The 16,523-nt window shown below is 68.0% G+C and carries 14 protein-coding genes; 10 read left to right on the top strand and 4 right to left on the bottom strand.

Features of this window, described 5'->3' with window-relative positions:
* Positions 1-2 precede the first annotated feature (2 nt).
* Genes narJ through ACEN9K_RS16230 form a run of 3 tightly spaced genes read right to left on the bottom strand, consistent with a single transcriptional unit; the run spans position 3 to position 6,021 of the window.
* Positions 3-623: a nitrate reductase molybdenum cofactor assembly chaperone gene (narJ, locus tag ACEN9K_RS16240; RefSeq protein WP_223992337.1), complete on the bottom strand. Its 621-nt coding sequence runs from the start codon at positions 621-623 to the stop codon at positions 3-5.
* Positions 620-2,314 carry a nitrate reductase subunit beta gene (narH, locus tag ACEN9K_RS16235; protein WP_043424889.1) on the bottom strand — a complete coding sequence of 565 codons (1,695 nt, stop codon included), beginning with the start codon at positions 2,312-2,314 and terminating at the stop codon, positions 620-622. Before narH ends, narJ begins: the two co-directional genes overlap by 4 nt.
* Positions 2,314-6,021 (bottom strand): nitrate reductase subunit alpha, encoded by a 3,708-nt coding sequence (locus ACEN9K_RS16230; protein WP_495634652.1) that lies wholly within the window; start codon positions 6,019-6,021, stop codon positions 2,314-2,316. Before ACEN9K_RS16230 ends, narH begins: the two co-directional genes overlap by 1 nt.
* A gap of 105 nt (positions 6,022-6,126) precedes the next feature.
* On the opposite strand from ACEN9K_RS16230, the gene ACEN9K_RS16225 reads away from it, so the two are divergent.
* Complete coding sequence (locus ACEN9K_RS16225) at positions 6,127-6,783, top strand: SDR family oxidoreductase (RefSeq protein ID WP_018769078.1); 657 nt, start codon at positions 6,127-6,129, stop codon at positions 6,781-6,783.
* A gap of 31 nt (positions 6,784-6,814) precedes the next feature.
* On the opposite strand, the gene ACEN9K_RS16220 is transcribed toward ACEN9K_RS16225, so the two are convergent.
* Entirely contained in the window at positions 6,815-8,032 is a 1,218-nt protein-coding gene (locus tag ACEN9K_RS16220) for an ROK family protein (RefSeq protein ID WP_495634651.1), read from the bottom strand.
* A gap of 96 nt (positions 8,033-8,128) precedes the next feature.
* Here ACEN9K_RS16220 and ACEN9K_RS16215 point away from each other — a divergent pair, with 96 nt between their 5' ends.
* From ACEN9K_RS16215 to ACEN9K_RS16175, 9 genes are all read left to right on the top strand, one after another.
* A complete protein-coding gene (locus ACEN9K_RS16215) occupies positions 8,129-9,841 on the top strand; it encodes a glycoside hydrolase family 13 protein (RefSeq protein WP_478223084.1) in 1,713 nt (570 codons plus the stop codon).
* Positions 9,842-9,872: 31 nt separating this feature from the next.
* Complete coding sequence (locus ACEN9K_RS16210) at positions 9,873-10,814, top strand: aldo/keto reductase (RefSeq protein WP_018769081.1); 942 nt, start codon at positions 9,873-9,875, stop codon at positions 10,812-10,814.
* A gap of 168 nt (positions 10,815-10,982) precedes the next feature.
* Entirely contained in the window at positions 10,983-11,846 is an 864-nt protein-coding gene (locus ACEN9K_RS16205; RefSeq protein ID WP_018769082.1) for an HpcH/HpaI aldolase/citrate lyase family protein, read from the top strand.
* A gap of 27 nt (positions 11,847-11,873) precedes the next feature.
* Positions 11,874-12,833, top strand: coding sequence for a DUF2797 domain-containing protein (locus tag ACEN9K_RS16200; RefSeq protein WP_495634650.1), 960 nt, complete (start codon positions 11,874-11,876; stop codon positions 12,831-12,833).
* Between the two features lie 35 nt (positions 12,834-12,868).
* Positions 12,869-13,093, top strand: a complete 225-nt coding sequence (locus ACEN9K_RS16195; RefSeq protein WP_018769084.1) for a DUF3188 domain-containing protein — start codon at positions 12,869-12,871, stop codon at positions 13,091-13,093.
* Between the two features lie 66 nt (positions 13,094-13,159).
* Entirely contained in the window at positions 13,160-13,621 is a 462-nt protein-coding gene (locus ACEN9K_RS16190; RefSeq protein WP_018769085.1) for an FAS1-like dehydratase domain-containing protein, read from the top strand.
* A gap of 2 nt (positions 13,622-13,623) precedes the next feature.
* Positions 13,624-14,061: a MaoC family dehydratase gene (locus ACEN9K_RS16185; RefSeq protein ID WP_018769086.1), complete on the top strand. Its 438-nt coding sequence runs from the start codon at positions 13,624-13,626 to the stop codon at positions 14,059-14,061.
* 30 nt (positions 14,062-14,091) lie between these two features.
* Positions 14,092-15,366, top strand: coding sequence for an MFS transporter (locus ACEN9K_RS16180; RefSeq protein ID WP_495634649.1), 1,275 nt, complete (start codon positions 14,092-14,094; stop codon positions 15,364-15,366).
* Between the two features lie 22 nt (positions 15,367-15,388).
* Entirely contained in the window at positions 15,389-16,456 is a 1,068-nt protein-coding gene (locus tag ACEN9K_RS16175) for a UDP-N-acetylmuramate dehydrogenase (RefSeq protein ID WP_495634648.1), read from the top strand.
* The last annotated feature ends 67 nt before the right edge of the window (positions 16,457-16,523 follow it).

Here is a 16,523-nt window from a genome sequence, read left to right as displayed (position 1 = left end):
GGTCAGGCCCTCCTGACCGGCAAAAGCCGCGGATCGTAGGGATCCAGTCCCACGCTTTCGGAGGGTGGACCGTATCCGGCCATGCGCATCACTTCCTTCTCGTCCTGGGGTGACTTCCCGGGCAAGGTGGCGCAGATGGCCGCCAGGATCGTGGCATGCGGCAGGTTGTCCCGAAGCAGCCCCAGCCGAAGCATCTCCAAGCTGGCCCGGTAACGCTTCAGCAGGGTGCGTCCGGCCGCGGAATCCACCCGGGCAGCGAATTCCAGCACCATGGGCAGGTAGTCGGGAAGTTCCCCGTCCAGGTCCACCAGGGCGCCGCTGTGCCGGTAGGCCTCCTTGAAGAAGCCCAGCACCTCACCGCGGCGCCGGGTGTCGCCATCGGTCCAGTAGCTCAGATGCAGCGCGTGCCGCCGGCCGAGATCGAACTCGCGGACATATTGGGCCTGCAGTTCCATGGGCGGGGTGGCCTCGAGAAGGTCCAGTACCGGCGCAAATGCCGGCAAAGCCCCGGGAAACTCGGAAAGCGCTGCCCGGACCAGGGGAACCCGCTGCACCAGGTCCTCATCGGGATAGGACAGGCACCAGGCCGCTGCCAGGTACACCACCTGGTCGTGGCGGTTCACGGCTGGTCCTCCGCAGCGTCGAGGGTATCCGCTTCGTGCCCCTTGTCCGGGAACAGGCCGGGCGGCGCCCCGCGGCCGTCCCAGTTCAGCAGGTTCACCCTGCCCTTCAGGCCCGTCCCCGCGGAGACCTCGTCACTTGTCTGCCGGTCGCGCAGGGCGTGGAAGGTGTCCACGGCCACCGGGACGGGCCTGCCGCTCGCCTCCCCGAAGGGTGCCGAATCCTGCATGCCAGGGCCGCCGTCGAAATCCAGCGAGCAGCCCATCTCCTCCAGGTCGTGGGCCTGCTCCACGTGCGCCTTGGGAATGACGTACCGTTCGTCGTATTTGGCAATGGCCATCAGCCGGTACATCTCGTACATGGTCTGGCCGTCCATGCCCACGGCCTCGGGGATCGAGTCGTCCGGGTCGTTGCCGAGGCTGATGCCGCGCATGTAGGAACGCATGGCGGCCAGCTTCTTCAGTACGGCCGTGACCCGGTCCGCATCGCCTGCGGTGAACAGTTCCGCGAGATACTCCACCGGGATGCGCAGCGCATCAATGGCGCCAAAGAGATTGCCGTGGTCCTCGCCGTCGTGCCCCTGGTCCCGCAGCAGGTCCACAACGGGTGAGAGCGGCGGCACGTACCAGACCATCGGCATGGTGCGGTACTCGGGGTGCAGCGGGAGTGCCACTTTGTAGACCTTGGCCAGGGCGTAGACCGGCGAGCGCCGCGCGGCGTCGATCCAGTCCTCGGGGATCCCCTGGGCGCGGGCCTCGGCCTGAACGGCGGGGTCGTTCGGGTCCAGCAGCACGTCCATCTGGGCGTCGTAGAGTTCCTTGGGGTCGGTGACCGCGGCCGCCGCGGTGACGGCGTCGGCGTCGTACAGGAACAACCCCAGGTACCGCAGCCGGCCCACGCAGGTCTCCGAACAGACCGTCGGCAGCCCCACCTCCACCCTTGGATAGCAGAAGGTGCACTTCTCGGCCTTGCCCGTCTTGTGGTTGAAGTAGATCTTCTTGTACGGGCAGCCGGTGACGCACTGCCGCCAGCCACGGCACTTGTCCTGGTCCACCAGCACAATCCCGTCCTCCACCCGCTTGTAGATCGCGCCGGAGGGGCAGGACGCCATGCAGGACGGGTTCAGGCAGTGCTCGCAGATCCGCGGCAGGTAGAACATGAACGTCTGCTCGTAGGCGAACTTGATCTTGTCCTCGGACTCGCGCCGCACCTTCTCCACGATCGGGTCCAGGTGGCCGTTTTCGGTGGAGCCGCCCAGGTCGTCGTCCCAGTTCGCGGACCACGTGATTTTCGTGTCTTTGCCGGTGATCAGGGACTTGGGCCGGGCCACCGGGAAGTCGTCGCCCAGCGGCGCGTCCACGAGGGTCTTGTAATCGTAGGTCCACGGCTCGTAGTAGTCCTTGAGCTCGGGCTGGACGGGGCTGGCGAAGATCCCCAGGAGCTTCTTCACCCGGCCCCCGGCTTTCAGCACCAGCTTGCCGCGCTTGTTCAGCACCCAGCCGCCGTGCCACCTCTCCTGGTCCTCGTAGCGGCGCGGATACCCCTGCCCGGGCCGGGTTTCCACGTTGTTGAACCAGACGTACTCGGTGCCCGCACGGTTGGTCCAGGCCTGCTTGCAGGTCACGGAACAGGTGTGGCAGCCGATGCATTTGTCCAGGTTCATGACCATGCCCATTTGAGCCATGACACGCATCAGTACTGCACCTCCTGGGAACGACGGCGGACGGTGGCAACCATGTCGCGCTGGTTCCCGGTGGGGCCGAGGTAGTTGAACGCGTAGGCCAGCTGGGCGTAGCCGCCGATCAGGTGCGAAGGTTTGACCAGCAGCCGGGTCACCGAGTTGTGGATGCCGCCGCGCCGTCCCGTGGCTTCGGACTTCGGTACGTCGATGGTGCGTTCCTGTGCGTGGTGGACGTAGACCACGCCGGCCGGCATCCGGTGGCTGACGATCGCCCGGGCCACCAGGACCCCGTTGATGTTCAGGCACTCCACCCAGTCGATGTCCTTGACCTGGATCGCCTCGGCGTCGGCGGGGCTCATCCAGACCGTGGGGCCGCCGCGGGAGAGCGAGAGCATCAGCAGGTTGTCCTGGTATTCGGAGTGGATGGACCACTTGGAATGCGGCGTCAGGTACCGGACCACCACTTCCAGCTCCCCGTTCCGGCCCAGTTTGGGTTCGCCGAAGAGCCGGTGCATGTCCAGCGGCGGCCGGTAGATGGGCAGCCCCTCGCCGATGTCCGTGATCCAGTCGTGGTCCAGGAAGAAATGCATCCGCCCCGTCAGGGTATGGAAGGGCTTGAGCCGTTCGATGTTGATGGTGAACGGGGCGCAGCGCCGGCCGCCCGTTTCGGAGCCTGACCATTCCGGCGACGTGATCACGGGGACCGGTCCGGCCTGGGTCTGGGCGAAGGTGATGAACTTTTCCTCGGAGCCCTCGGACAGGTCCGCCAGCTTCCTTCCGGTGCGGACTTCGAGGTCTTTGAAGCCCTGCACGGACAGCGCACCGTTGGTGGTGCCGGAGAAGGCCAGGATGGCCTCGGCCATTTTCGCGTCGGTGTCGATCGCCGGCCGCCCGTCCGCTGCGCCGCCGAGCATCACGCCGTTGGAACGGCTGAGCCGCTCCAACGGGCCGGCGAGTTTGTACGTGACGTTCTTGACGGTGAAACCGAGCTTGTCGGCCAGGGGCCCGACGGCGGCGAGCTTGTCCGCGATGGCCGTGTAGTCCCGCTCCACCACCGAAAAGGCGGGCATGTTCTGGCCCGGTACGGCGGGAATGTCCGTGTCACGCCAGTCCCGCACGATCCCCCCGGGCTGGGCCAGCTGGCCCGGGGTGTCGTGCTGCAGCGGCACGCTGACCAGGTCCCGGCGGACGCCCAGATGGGTCTTGGCCATCCGGGAGAACTCCCGGGCCAGCAGGTGGAACATCTCGAAGTCCGTTTTGGTTTCCCACGGCGGGTCGATTGCTGGGGTGAAGGCGTGCACAAACGGGTGCATGTCCGTGGAGGACAGGTCGTGCTTCTCGTACCACGTGGCGGCCGGGAACACGACGTCGGAGAGCAGCGTGGTGGAGGTCATCCGGAAGTCCGCGGAGACCAGGAAGTCCAGCTTTCCTTCCGGCGCCTTTTCGTGCCACTTCACATCCTTGGGTTTAAGTCCCTCGGCATCCGTGCCCAGGACGTTGTTGTGGGTGCCCAGCAGGTTCCGCAGGAAGTACTCATTGCCCTTGGCGGAGGAACCGAACAGGTTGGAGCGCCACAGGACCAGCGTGCGCGGCCAGTTCTCCGGGGCGTCCACGTCCTCGATGGCCGGGTTCAGTGTCCGGTTCTTGAGTGCGTCCGCGATATAGCTGGGGGTGTCCTTGGCGGTTCCGGCGGCGACGGCGGCCTCCGCCTCGTCGGCGAGGTCCAGGGGGTTGCGGTCGAACTGCGGGTAAAACGGCATCCATCCAAGCCGCGCGGACTGGGCGATGGCGTCCGCGGTGTGCAGGCCGTCCAGGGCGCCGGTGGACAACGGGGACTTCAGCGCATCCGCTGAATATCCGTCCTGGCGCCACTGGTCCGTGTGCATGTACCAGTACCCGGTGCCGATCATGGTGCGCGGCGGCCTGGACCAGTCCAGGGCATTGGCCAGCGAGACCCAGCCGGTGATGGGGCGGGTCTTTTCCTGCCCCACGTAGTGCGCCCAGCCGCCCCCGTTCCGTCCCATGCAGCCGGTCAGCATCACCAGCGCCAGGATGGCCCGGTACGTGGTGTCGCCGTGGAACCACTGGCAGATGCCGGCGCCCATGATGATCATGGACCGGCCCTTGGACTGCTCGGCGTTGCGGGCGAACTCGCGGGCCACCCGGATGCAGGCCTGGGCGGGTACGGAGGTGATCTCCTCCTGCCATGCCGGGGTGTAGGGCGTGGCGGCGTCGTCATAGCTGGCGGCCCAATCCCCGGGCAGCCCGTCGCGGCCCACTCCGTACTGCGCGAGCATGAGGTCGAACACCGTGGTGGCCAGCTGGCCTTCCACCTCGATGACGGGCACGCCGCGGCGGAGCACGCTGCCGGTGCCGTCCGCCTGCTCGAAGCACGGGAGCAGGACCTCGGCGCTTTCTCCCGAGACCTCCCGCAGCGACAGCGCCGGTTCCATCCCCTCGAGGTCCAGGTTCCACTTGCCCTCGCCGCTGCCGGAGTAGCGGAAGCCCAGGGACCCGTTGGGGACGGCCGGACGGCCGGCCTTCTTGTCGAACAGGACGGTGCGGAACGCAGCGTCCTCTGCCCCGGACTCCGCCGGGATGTCACGCGCAGTGAGGAATTTTGACGGCGTCAGCGCGCCGTCGTCATTCCTCACCAGCCGGACCAGGAACGGAAGGTCCGTGTACTGCTTCACGTAGTCGGTGAAGAACGGCACGTCCCGGTCCACGAAGAATTCCTTCAGCATGACGTGCCCCATCGCCATCGCCAGGGCAGCGTCCGTTCCCGCCTGGGCGGGAAGCCATTCGTCCGCGAACTTGGTGTTGTCCGCATAGTCCGGGCTGACCGTGACCACCTTGGTGCCGCGGTACCGCACCTCGGCCATCCAGTGCGCGTCCGGAGTTCGGGTGACCGGGACGTTCGATCCCCACATCATGAGGTAGCGCGCGTCCCACCAGTCACCGGACTCGGGAACGTCGGTCTGGTCCCCGAACACCTGCGGGCTGGCGACAGGCAGGTCAGCGTACCAGTCGTAGAAGGACGTCATCACCCCGCCGATCAGCTGGATGAAGCGCGTTCCCACGGCGTGCGAAACCATTGACATCGCGGGGATGGGCGAGAAGCCGGCGCAGCGGTCTGGGCCGTAGGTCTTGATGGTGTTCACGTGGGCGGCGGCGGCAATCTCGATCGCTTCCTGCCAGGAGACCCGGACCAGGCCCCCCTTGCCGCGGGCCTGCTGGTAGCGCCGGCGCTTGTCCGGGTCGGCCGCTATCTCGGCGAAGGCCAGGACCGGGTCGCCCAGGCGTGCCTTCCCTTCCCGGTACATCTCCACCAGTACACCGCGTGCGTAGGGAAAGCGGACCCGGGTGGGGGAGTAGGTGTACCACGAAAAGGCTGCCCCGCGCGGGCAGCCTCTCGGTTCGTATTCGGGACTGTCAGGGCCCACCGACGGGTAGTCGGTCTGCTGGGATTCCCAGGTGATGATGCCGTCCTTGACGTACACCTTCCAGGAGCAGGAACCGGTGCAGTTCACCCCGTGGGTGGAGCGGACCACCTTGTCGTGGCTCCACCGGTCGCGGTAGAAGATGTCGCCCTTGCGGCCCCCCTCCCGGAAGACGGCCCTGCCGTCGTCGGTCTGGTCCCACCGGGTAAAGAAACGGCCCAGCTTCAACATTGCTTCTGATGCGGGTCCATCTAACCCCGCACGGGGTCCGGCAGCCATGCCCCCAAGCTAGGCGGGAGCCGGAAACGCGGAACAGGGCACAAAGGCCCTGTTCCGTGGACCATGGCTGCTCCGAATCCCTCCCGGGGCGGGCAGAATGGGTGCATGACACGCATCGCCATCATCGGCGGCCACGGGAAAGTGGCCCTCCTCCTGTCCCAGCTCCTCACCGGCGAGGGCCACTCCGTCACCTCGTTCATCCGCAATCCGGACCATGCGGACGACGTCGCCGCCACTGGCGCCACGCCGTCGGTCCTGGACGTGGAAAATGCCACGACGGCGGCCATCGCCGATGCCTTGGCCGGGCATGACGCCGTGGTCTGGTCCGCCGGGGCTGGCGGCGGCAACCCCGGCCGCACCTACGCGGTGGACAGGGACGCTGCCATCCGCTCCATGGATGCGGCGGCCCAGGCAGGGGTGGACCGGTACGTGATGGTGTCCTACTTCGGTGCGGGCAAGGACCACGGAGTGCCGGAAGACAACAGTTTCTTCGCCTACGCCGAAGCCAAGGCGGCCGCTGACGAGTACCTGCGCGGCAGCGGGCTGGCGTGGACCATCCTGGGGCCCGGGGCACTGACCGACAAGCCGGGGACCGGGCTGATCGACGTGGACCCGTCGCCGGATGGGGACCGTGACACGTCACGTGCCAACACGGCGATCGTGGCCGCGGCGGTGCTGGACCTGCCCCAGACCGCAGGCCGGACCATCGAGTTCCGCGACGGCACGCTGCCGGTGGCAGCGGCCCTGGAACCGGGCGCGTAGACCCCGGCGGGCAAGGGGCGCGTGGCCTCGGTTATGCCGGGGCGACCGGCGCGGCCAGCTCCAGGTCCAGGTCCAGGGAATTCTGCTCCACGTAGTCCAGGGCGCAGCGCACGGCACCCACCGTGACGATTGAGTCGCCCAGCGGGGAGACCGCCACCCGCGCGGGGGTGGCGGTGAAGTCTTTCAGGCGCTCGCTGATGGGTGCAAGGAGTACGCCCGCGGAATCGGCCACCCCGCCGCCGATCACCACCAGCTCCGGATTGAGCAGGGTGGCTACGGTTCCCACCACCCGTGCCATCCTGTCCGCCAGCCGGTCCATGATGCCAAGAGCCACGGCGTCGCCCTGTTCCGCCGCCGCAAAGACCTGCTCAGCTTCCAACCGCCCGTGGGGGACGGAGCGGAGGGCGGTGGGGACCGGGGTGGCCAGGGCTTCGGCGGCCCAGGTCCGCGCCAGGTGGGCGATGCCGTAGGTGTCGCCCACGCCTTCCACCAGGTCCAGGTACGCCAGCTCCCCGGCGCTGCCCCGCGTTCCGTGGACCAGCCGGCCGCCCTCCACGATGCCCGAACCCAGCCGTTCGCTGGCCAGGATCACCACCACGTCGTCAATTCCCGCGGCCGCCCCCTGCCAGCGTTCGCCCAGGGCCGCAAGGTTGGCGTCGTTTTCCAGCAGCACCGTCCAGCCCCGGGTTTCCTTGAGGGCCGCCCCCAGTCCCAGGTCGAACAGCCCCCAGAACTTCTGCGTGGCCACCACCTCCCCGTGCCGGTCCACGGGTGCGGCAACTCCGGCGCAGACGGCCAGTACCCGGCCGGGCTCCGTTCCTGCGGACCGCAGGGCCGCCTGGGCTACGCCGTCGATGAAGGCTATGCGTTCCCGGGAACCGACGTCTCCCGCCTGGAAAGGCCGGCTGGACCGTCCCAATGTCTTGCCCCGGAGGTCGGAAACCACCACGGTGACCTTTGAATAGCCGATGTCCATGCCCAGGACCACGCCTGCGCGCTCGTTGAGTTCGAACCGGCGGGCGGGGCGGCCCTTGTGGTACCCGCCGAATTCGCGCTGGTTTTCCCGCTCCAGGACCCAGCCGCGCCGGACCAGGTCCTCGCAGACGGCGATGGTGGTGGCGCGGGTCAGGCCCGTGGCGGCCATGATGTCCGTGACGGTCACCGCGGCCGAGGCGCGGAGGAATTCGAGGACCGCGCCGGCACTGACCCGCCGCAGCAATTGGGGAGTCGCCGGAACCAGTTCAGGCATGCTGTTGACCTTCCTGAGCAAAGCACCAGATAATACTTGGGGAAGTAAATTTAGATTCAATATAAATGTACCTGCTGCAAAGAAAAGGACCACCCCTTGTCCACCACTGCCACGCTGGCAACCCTGTCCGACTCCGACCGTCCGGCCGACCCCAACTGGTGGCGCCAGGCCTCCGTATACCAGATCTACCCGCGCAGCTTTGCCGATTCCAACGGCGACGGCATCGGTGACCTGAAGGGCATCACCGCCAAGGTCCCGTACCTGAAGTCGCTGGGCATCGACGCCGTCTGGCTGAGCCCGTTCTACCCCTCCGCGCTCGCCGACGGCGGCTACGACGTTGACGACTACCGCGACGTGGATCCCAAGCTGGGCACCCTGGACGACTTCGACGAGATGGCCAAGGCCCTCCACGAAGCCGGCATCAAGCTGATTGCGGACATTGTCCCCAACCACTCCTCCAACCGGCACAAGTGGTTCCAGGAAGCGCTGGCCTCGCCGAAGGGTTCGCCGGCCCGCGACCGCTACATCTTCCGTGACGGCAAGGGCCCCAACGGCGAGTTCCCGCCGTCGGACTGGGACTCTGTGTTCGGCGGCCCCGCCTGGGAGCGCATCACCGAACCGGACGGCACCCCGGGCCAGTGGTACATGCACATCTTCGCCAAGGAGCAGCCGGACCTGAACTGGTCCAACCGCGAAATCCGGGATGACTTCCTGAAGACGCTGCGGTTCTGGTCCGACCGCGGCGTGGACGGTTTCCGCGTCGACGTTGCCCACGCCCTCACCAAGGACCTCACCGAGCCGCTGCTCTCCAAGCTGGAACTGAGCGCCGCCAACACCGGAGTGGACGGATTCGACGACGGGACGCACCCGTTCTGGGACCGCGACGAAGTGCACGAGATCTACGCCGAATGGCGCGCGGTGTTCAACGAGTACAACCCGCCGCGCACCGCCGTCGCCGAAGCCTGGGTGCACGCCACCAGGCGTGCCCGCTATGCCAGCCCCCAGGGCCTGGGCCAGGCGTTCAACTTCGACCTGCTGCAGGCCGACTTCGACGCCGCCGAGTTCAAGGAGATCATCACCCGCAACCTGGCCGAGGCTGCCGCCACCGGCGCCTCCTCCACGTGGGTGTTCTCCAACCACGACGTGGTACGGCACGCCACCCGCTACGGGCTGCCGCAGGTGGCCAAGGAAAAGGCCGGCGCCAAGGGCCAGGACGGCAAGGACTGGCTGCTGGCCGGCGGCCCCAAGGACCAGCTGGACGTTGAACTGGGCGAGCGCCGTGCGCGGGCCGCCACCCTCCTGATGCTCGCCGTTCCCGGCTCCGCGTACCTGTACCAGGGCGAGGAACTGGGCCTGCAGGAAGTGGCCGAGATTCCCGAATCGGAACGGCAGGACCCGTCCTTCTATCGCAACAAGGGCGTGGAGATTGGCCGCGACGGCTGCCGCGTGCCGCTGCCCTGGAAGGTGGAAGGCACCTCCTTCGGCTTCGGCGACGGCGGCTCCCACCTGCCGCAGCCGGATTGGTTCAGCAAGTACGCCGTGGAGGCCCAGGACGGCACCGAAGGTTCCACCCTGGAGCTCTACCGCGAGGCCCTGAAGCTCCGCCGTGAACTGCAGACGGACGAGGACCTCGAATGGGTTGCCACCGGCAACCCGGACGTCCTGCACTTCAAGCGCCCCAACGGGTGGCAGTCCGTGACCAACTTCGGGAACACCGCCGTCGACCTTCCGGCCGGCAAGGTGCTGGTCAGCAGCGGCCCGCTGGAGGACGGCAAGCTGCCGGCCAACACCACCGCGTGGTTGCGCTGATGGGCGTGAACCGCCGGCGTGGGCGGGCCTGATGCAGGAGGTCATCTACGGATGCATGGGACTGGGCGGCAGCTGGTCTGACGAACCACATGGCAGCCACCATGTGGACCAGGCCGCCGCTGCCGTCCAGGCCGCCCTGGACGCCGGGATCACCCTGTTCGACCACGCGGACATCTACCGCAGCGGCAAGTCCGAGGCGGTGTTCGGCGAGGTCATGGCCGCCACTCCGGGTCTGCGGGAACGGATCCGGCTGCAGACCAAATGCGGCATCCGGCTGAACGAACGCGGCCTTCAGACCCACTACGACCTGAGCCGGGACGCCATCCTGGAACGGGTCAACGGCAGCCTGGAACGGCTCCGGACGGACTACGTGGACATCCTCCTGCTGCACCGCCCGGACCCCCTGGCGGACCCCGCGGAGATGGCCTCCGCCGTCGGGCAGCTCATGGACGAAGGCAAGGTCCGGCAACTGGGCGTGTCCAACATGTCCGCAGCGCAGATCGAGGCGCTGCGGGACCGGCTGGAGACCCCGGTGGTTGCCAACCAGCTGGAAATGAGCCTGCTCAAGCGGGCATGGCTGGAAAGCCAGGTCCTGGTCAACCACCCGGAGCACCTGGACTACAGCTTCCCGCACGGGACGCTTGAGTATTGCACCCGGAACAACATCACCCTGCAGGCGTACGGCGCCCTGGCCCGCGGCGTCTACACCGGCGCCGAACCGGACAGTCCCACCTCAGCCGATGCGGCAACGGCCGAACTCGTGGCGGGGCTTGCGGGGGAGTACGGCACCTCCGGCGAGGGTGTCCTGCTGGGCTGGCTGATGAAGCACCCGGCCGGAATCGCGCCGGTCATCGGGACGGTCAACCCGGACCGCATCCGGGCCTGCGGCGACGCAGCCCGGGTGGCGCAGGCCCTCACCCGCGCCGACTGGTACAAACTCTGGGTCACGGCTCGGGGGAGCAACATCCCCTGACCCTTCCCGGCCGGGCAGCAGCAAGGGCCGTTGTGCAGGTCACAACGGCCCTTTCTGCTGCCCGCATTTAACTGGAGACACAGTCATATCCCGTTTAGTTCGTATTGATCCTCACAAGCTGGCCGATTTCTTCGCCTTGCCGCTTGTGGGGCGGATACTGTAGAAAGCATGACGTCTACCATCGCCGCCGAAACTGTTAGGCCGGAACGCAATATCCCCGCAGAGATCGCCCGTTCCTGGCTGCTGGTCAATGCCATGAAGCCGGAGCTGTTCGACCAGTCGGCCGTTTCCCGCGCCGATTCGATCATCCTGGATATTGAAGATGCGGTGGACCCGTCCCAGAAGGACCAGGCCCGCGCCAACGTGATCGGCTGGCTGACCGGCGGCGGCAAGGCCTGGGTGAGGATCAATGACGCCACCAGCCCGTTCTGGGCTGATGACCTTGCCGGGCTGCGCGGCACCCCGGGCCTGCTGGGCGTCATGCTCGCCAAGACCGAATCCGCGGACCAGGTCACCGAGAGCTTCCACCGCATGGACGGCAAGACCCCCGTGATCCCGTTGGTGGAATCCGCCCTGGGCATCGAGGAAGCCAACCATATCGCCAAGGCCCAGGGTGCGTTCCGCCTGGCCTTCGGTTCCGGCGACTTCCGCCGCGATACCGGCATGGCCGCCACCCCGGAGGCCATGGCCTACCCGCGGGCCAAGCTCGTGGTCGCCAGCCGGGTGGGCAACCTGCCGGGCCCCATTGACGGCCCCACCGTCGGCACCAACCACCCCATCCTGCGCGAGCAGACCGGCATCACCGTGATGATGGGCATGACCGGCAAGCTGTGCCTGGCCATTGACCAGACGCCGGTCATCAACGAGGTCATCAGCCCCACGCCGTCGGACGTCGCGTGGGCCACCGACTTCATGAACGACTTCGAAGCCAACGGCCGCGTCATCCGTGACGGCTCCGACCTGCCCCGCCTTGGCCGCGCCGAGAAGATCATGAAGCTCGCCGTAGCCTTCGGGGTGCAGCCCGCGCTGTAACACCCACCCGCCACTTCAGGAGACCCCGTGACCGATACCCGCTATCTGGTCCACGGGGTCTTTTGGGATGCGCTGCCGGGTTCCAGGGCGCCGGAGGGTTCCAGGGCCGCGGACGACGGCGGCGGCGCGGTTTTGCGCCTCCAGTCACCGGAGGGGGACTTCCGTCAGTTCAGCCTCAGCCCCGGCCGGCGCCTCGGCTTCGAGGTGGTGGAACCGGGCAGGTCCTGCCTGGGCCGCATCCGGGTCCAGTCGGCAACCTCGCGGAGCCACGTCCTCTGCGCCTCCGCTGCCCCGGCCCTGCGGGGAAAGCAGTGCGAGCGGTGCTTTGTGCTGGACGAATCCCGGCTCATGCACGACTTCCACCGGGGCGGCAGGGTCACTCCGGGCCTCCGTGACTACCTGATGCAGGAACACTGGCTGTACGTTGCCACGTTCGCGGGCGGTGCCACCAAGGTGGGAACGGCCTCCGGCCCGCGGAAGTGGAACAGGCTCGCGGAGCAGGGGGCCGCTGCGGCCGCTTATGTTGCCCGGGCCCGGGACGGCCGGGTGGTGCGGATCCTGGAGGACCTGGTGACAGCCGAGGTGGGCCTGACGCAGCAGGTGCGGTCCGCAGCCAAAGCGGACGCCCTCCTGCAGCCGCTCCCGGAACCGGACCTGCAGGCCGCCAACGCCCGCGCGGCCGGCGAGGTGCGCACACTGCTGGCACGCACCGCCGTCGACGGTTTTGTAACTGTGGAGGAGCAATGGGCGAGGCCGGCGCACGCTGAAGCCCTCTACGGGCCCGCCCAACGCCATGCCTACCCGCACGCGCTGGACCAGGGGCAGCACGGCTTCACGGTCACTGCCCTGAGCGGGGCAAATGCTCTGGCCCGGCTGGATGGAACGGACGCCGCGTTCGTGGTCAACCTCTCCCAACTGGCCGCCCGGACCATCATCCTGGGCGGCTACGCCTCGGAGGTCCCGGCGGTGCAGGAATCCCTGTTCTAGCGGGATCCGGCAGGCCCGGCGGGTAGACTTGCACGGTGCTGAACGAATTCTGGGCCACCGCGCCAACCCGTTACAAAGTCCTGGTCTTCAGCGCGATGGGACTGATCGCCGTCGGCATCATCCTGAACATCATCGGCAACACCGGCGGCAACCAAACGCTGGCCTGGGCCTCCCTGCCGCTGATCGGACTGGGCCTTGTCCTGCACGTCGTGGGCATCGTGGTCCGCGGCCAGGCCATCCGGAAGAACCTGCGCCGGTAGCGCCCGCCGTAACGGTTGCGGCGGGCCTTTTCTGCCCGCCAACACGCGGGCGATAGGCTGGAATCCATGACTATCAATCCGGATCTGCAGGGCCGAAGCTACCCTGCCGCAGAGGTGTACGACGTTGGCCGCGAGAAAATCCGCGAGTTCGCCCGCGCCGTGAAGGCCACCCACCCCGCGCATTTCGACGTCGACGCCGCCGAGGCGCTGGGCCACACGGACCTGGTGGCGCCGCCCACCTTCGCGATCATCATCGCCCAGCGGGCCGACGCCCAGCTCATCGAGGATCCGGAATCCGGCATCGACTTCTCCCGCGTGGTCCACGCGGACCAGCGCTTCACCCACCACCGGCCCATCATTGCCGGGGACCGCCTCGTCGCGGAACTGCATGTCGACGGCGTCCGGGCCATGGGCGGCGGTGCCATGATCACCACCCGCTCGGAGATCTTCGCCCTCGGTTCCGGCGGTTCACGGGAACCGGTCACCACCACCACGTCATCCATCCTGGTCCGCGGAGAGGGACAGTAACCATGAGCCCCAGCTTCAATGAACTCAGCGCCGGCCAGGAAATCGGGAGCCGCACCATCGAGGTCACCCGCACGGACCTGGTCAAGTACGCCGGTGCCTCCGGCGACTTCAACCCCATCCACTGGAACGAGGCCTTTGCCACCAGCGTGGAGCTGCCGGGCGTCATCGCACACGGCATGTTCACCATGGGCTCAGCCGTCCAGCTGGTGACCGACTGGGCAGGCGACCCCGCCGCCGTCGTCGATTTCCAGACCCGCTTCACCAAGCCGGTCCTGGTCGCGGACACCACCGGAACGGACCAGCCCGGCGCCACCATCGAAGTCAGCGGCACCATCGGAAAGCTCGACGCCGACGCACGCACCGCCCGCGTTGACCTCACCGTTGTCTCCGCAGGGCAGAAGGTCCTGATGAAGGCCCAGGCCCTCGTCAAGCTGTCCTGATGCGCGCTTGGTGATGATGGGCTGCACCCGTTGACCTCCGCTCCCAAAACCGGGGCTACCGCCGCCCAGGTCGCCCACTGGCGCAACGCCGTCGTGGTGGCCTACGGCGCCAGCGGCCTGGCGTTCGCCTCCTGGGTGTCCCGGCTGCCCGCCATCCGGGACGCGCTGGACCTGAGCCCGGGCAACATCGGCGTGATCCTGCTGTGCATGACGCTGGGCTCCTTCGCCTCTGTCTCGGCCTCCGGGCTGATCGTCCTGCGGTTGGGGTCCAAACGGACCATCCGCACCGGCAGCATCATGGTGGGGGCCGGGCTGCTGACCGCCGGTTTTGGCACAACCGTGCTGGCAAGCCCGGTGGCAACGGCCATAGGCCTGGCCATCATCGGCCTGGGGACGGGGAGCTGGAACACCGCGTCCAATGTGGAAGGCGCAGCCGTGGAACGTGCAGTGGGCCGCCACATCATGCCCCGGCTCCACGGTGCCTTCAGCCTTGGCACGGTGGCGGGTGCGGGTCTTGGTGCCGCTGCGGCGGCAGTGTCCCTGCCAGTGTTCTGGCACCTTGCGGCGGCGGGGGCCGTGGTGGCCGTGTCGGTGGCGACGGTGGCGTCCTGGTTCCGCGCCGACGTCACCCCGGTGGCGGGGGAGCGCACCTACTCCCCGGACAACTTCGAAGACCCCATCACGGGCCCCATCCCCCTGATCCGCGCCGGGAGCACGGCGGAGGCGCCGCTGGACAACAAGCGCAAGATCGCGCAGGCGTGGCGGGACCGCCGGACACTGCTGCTGGGCGTCCTGGTGCTCGGCCTCGCCCTTGCCGAAGGCGCCGCGGGGGACTGGGTGGCCCTGGCCCTGGCGGACGGCCACGGCCAGAGCGATGCCGCCGGCGCCGCCGGATACGGCCTGTTTGTCACGTTCATGACCATCGGCCGGTTCGCCGGGACGCCGCTGCTGGACCGGTTTGGGCGGGTACCCATCATGCGCTGGTGCGCTGCGATGGCTGTCCTGGGCCTGGCCGTCTTCGTGTTCGCCCCGGCGCCGTTGGTCGCCTATGTTGGCCTCGCCGCGTGGGGCCTGGGTGCGTCCCTGGGCTTCCCGGTGGGCATGTCCGCAGCAGCCGACGATCCGGCGAAGGCAGCGGCCCGGGTATCGGTGGTGTCCACCATCGGCTACGGGGCGTTCCTGTGCGGGCCGCCGCTGCTGGGCCTGCTGGCCGAACACGTGGGCATCCTGCACTCACTCCTTGCCGTGGTGGTGATGCTGGCCGTGAGCTTCGTGCTGTCCCCGGTGGCCCGGAAGCCCGCCTAGGTTTCCCTAGTATTGTTGATGGGTGACTCCCACCCTGCTTTCCTCCCTGACCACGTCCGCCGTAGGCGGCCCCGCCGGCAAGTTCATTGAGGCCCGGACCGAGGCAGAGATCATCGACGCCGTCCGGTCCGCGGACGCGGCCGGCGAGCAGGTCCTGATCATCAGCGGCGGGTCCAACCTCCTGGTGTCCGACGACGGGTTCCCCGGGACCGTTGTCAGGATCGCCTCGGAGGGGTTCACGGTCAACGCCGAGGACTCGTGCGGTGGCGTGGCAGTGGTGGTCCAGGCCGGCCATAACTGGGACAAGCTCGTGGAGCACGCCGTCCGCCACGCGTGGTCCGGGATTGAGGCATTGTCCGGGATCCCCGGCTCAACGGGTGCCACGCCGGTCCAGAACGTGGGGGCGTACGGCTCTGAGGTCTCGCAGACCATTGCCGCCGTGCGCACCTGGGACCGGGAACGCAACGCCGTGCAGACCTTCACCAACTCCGAACTGAAGTTCGGCTACCGGGATTCCATCCTCAAGCAGACCACCGTCAACGGCTCGCCCCGGTACGTGGTGCTCACTGTGGAATTCCAGTTGCCGCTGGGACGGATGAGCGCCCCCATCCGCTACGCCGAACTGGCCCGATCCCTCGGGGTGGAGGTGGGCAAGCGCGCCTACGCCAACGACGTCCGCCGTGAAGTGCTCCGGCTGCGTGCCTCCAAGGGCATGGTGTGGGACGCCGCCGACCGTGATACGTATTCCACGGGTTCCTTCTTCACCAACCCCATCGTCCCGGCCGCTGTCGCGGACACGCTGCCCGAAGCAGCGCCGCGGTATCCGGCAGGCCAGGACGGCCTGGTGAAACTTTCCGCCGCGTGGTTGATCGACCAGTCTGGGTTCGGCAAGGGCTTTGGCCTGGAACCGGATGGCGTGGCCTGTGGCCGCGCCTCACTGTCCACCAAGCACACCCTGGCCATCACCAACCGCGGCTCAGCCAGCGCCGCCGACATGGTGGCTGTGGCGCGGGAGGTGCGGGCCGGCGTCGAACGCCGCTTTGGCATCCAGCTGCACCCGGAGCCGCTGCTCATCGGCCTGGAACTGTAGGCATCCCGGAACTGTAGGCGCGCTGGAACTGTAGGCATCCCGCCACCGCAGTCCCCGGCCTAGGATG

Source organism: Pseudarthrobacter sp. Pseusp20 (assembly GCF_059492155.1).
This window is presented reverse-complemented; position numbering and strand designations above follow the sequence as displayed.

Coding starts and splice junctions, on each gene's coding strand:
- ACEN9K_RS16185 (WP_018769086.1), top strand. CDS start 13,624: ATGAGCCCCAGCTTCAATGAACTCAGCGCCGGCCAGGAAATCGGGAGC.
- ACEN9K_RS16205 (WP_018769082.1), top strand. CDS start 10,983: ATGACGTCTACCATCGCCGCCGAAACTGTTAGGCCGGAACGCAATATC.
- ACEN9K_RS16220 (WP_495634651.1), bottom strand. CDS start 8,032: ATGCCTGAACTGGTTCCGGCGACTCCCCAATTGCTGCGGCGGGTCAGT.
- ACEN9K_RS16225 (WP_018769078.1), top strand. CDS start 6,127: ATGACACGCATCGCCATCATCGGCGGCCACGGGAAAGTGGCCCTCCTC.
- ACEN9K_RS16210 (WP_018769081.1), top strand. CDS start 9,873: ATGCAGGAGGTCATCTACGGATGCATGGGACTGGGCGGCAGCTGGTCT.
- ACEN9K_RS16190 (WP_018769085.1), top strand. CDS start 13,160: ATGACTATCAATCCGGATCTGCAGGGCCGAAGCTACCCTGCCGCAGAG.
- ACEN9K_RS16230 (WP_495634652.1), bottom strand. CDS start 6,021: ATGGCTGCCGGACCCCGTGCGGGGTTAGATGGACCCGCATCAGAAGCA.
- narH (WP_043424889.1), bottom strand. CDS start 2,314: ATGCGTGTCATGGCTCAAATGGGCATGGTCATGAACCTGGACAAATGC.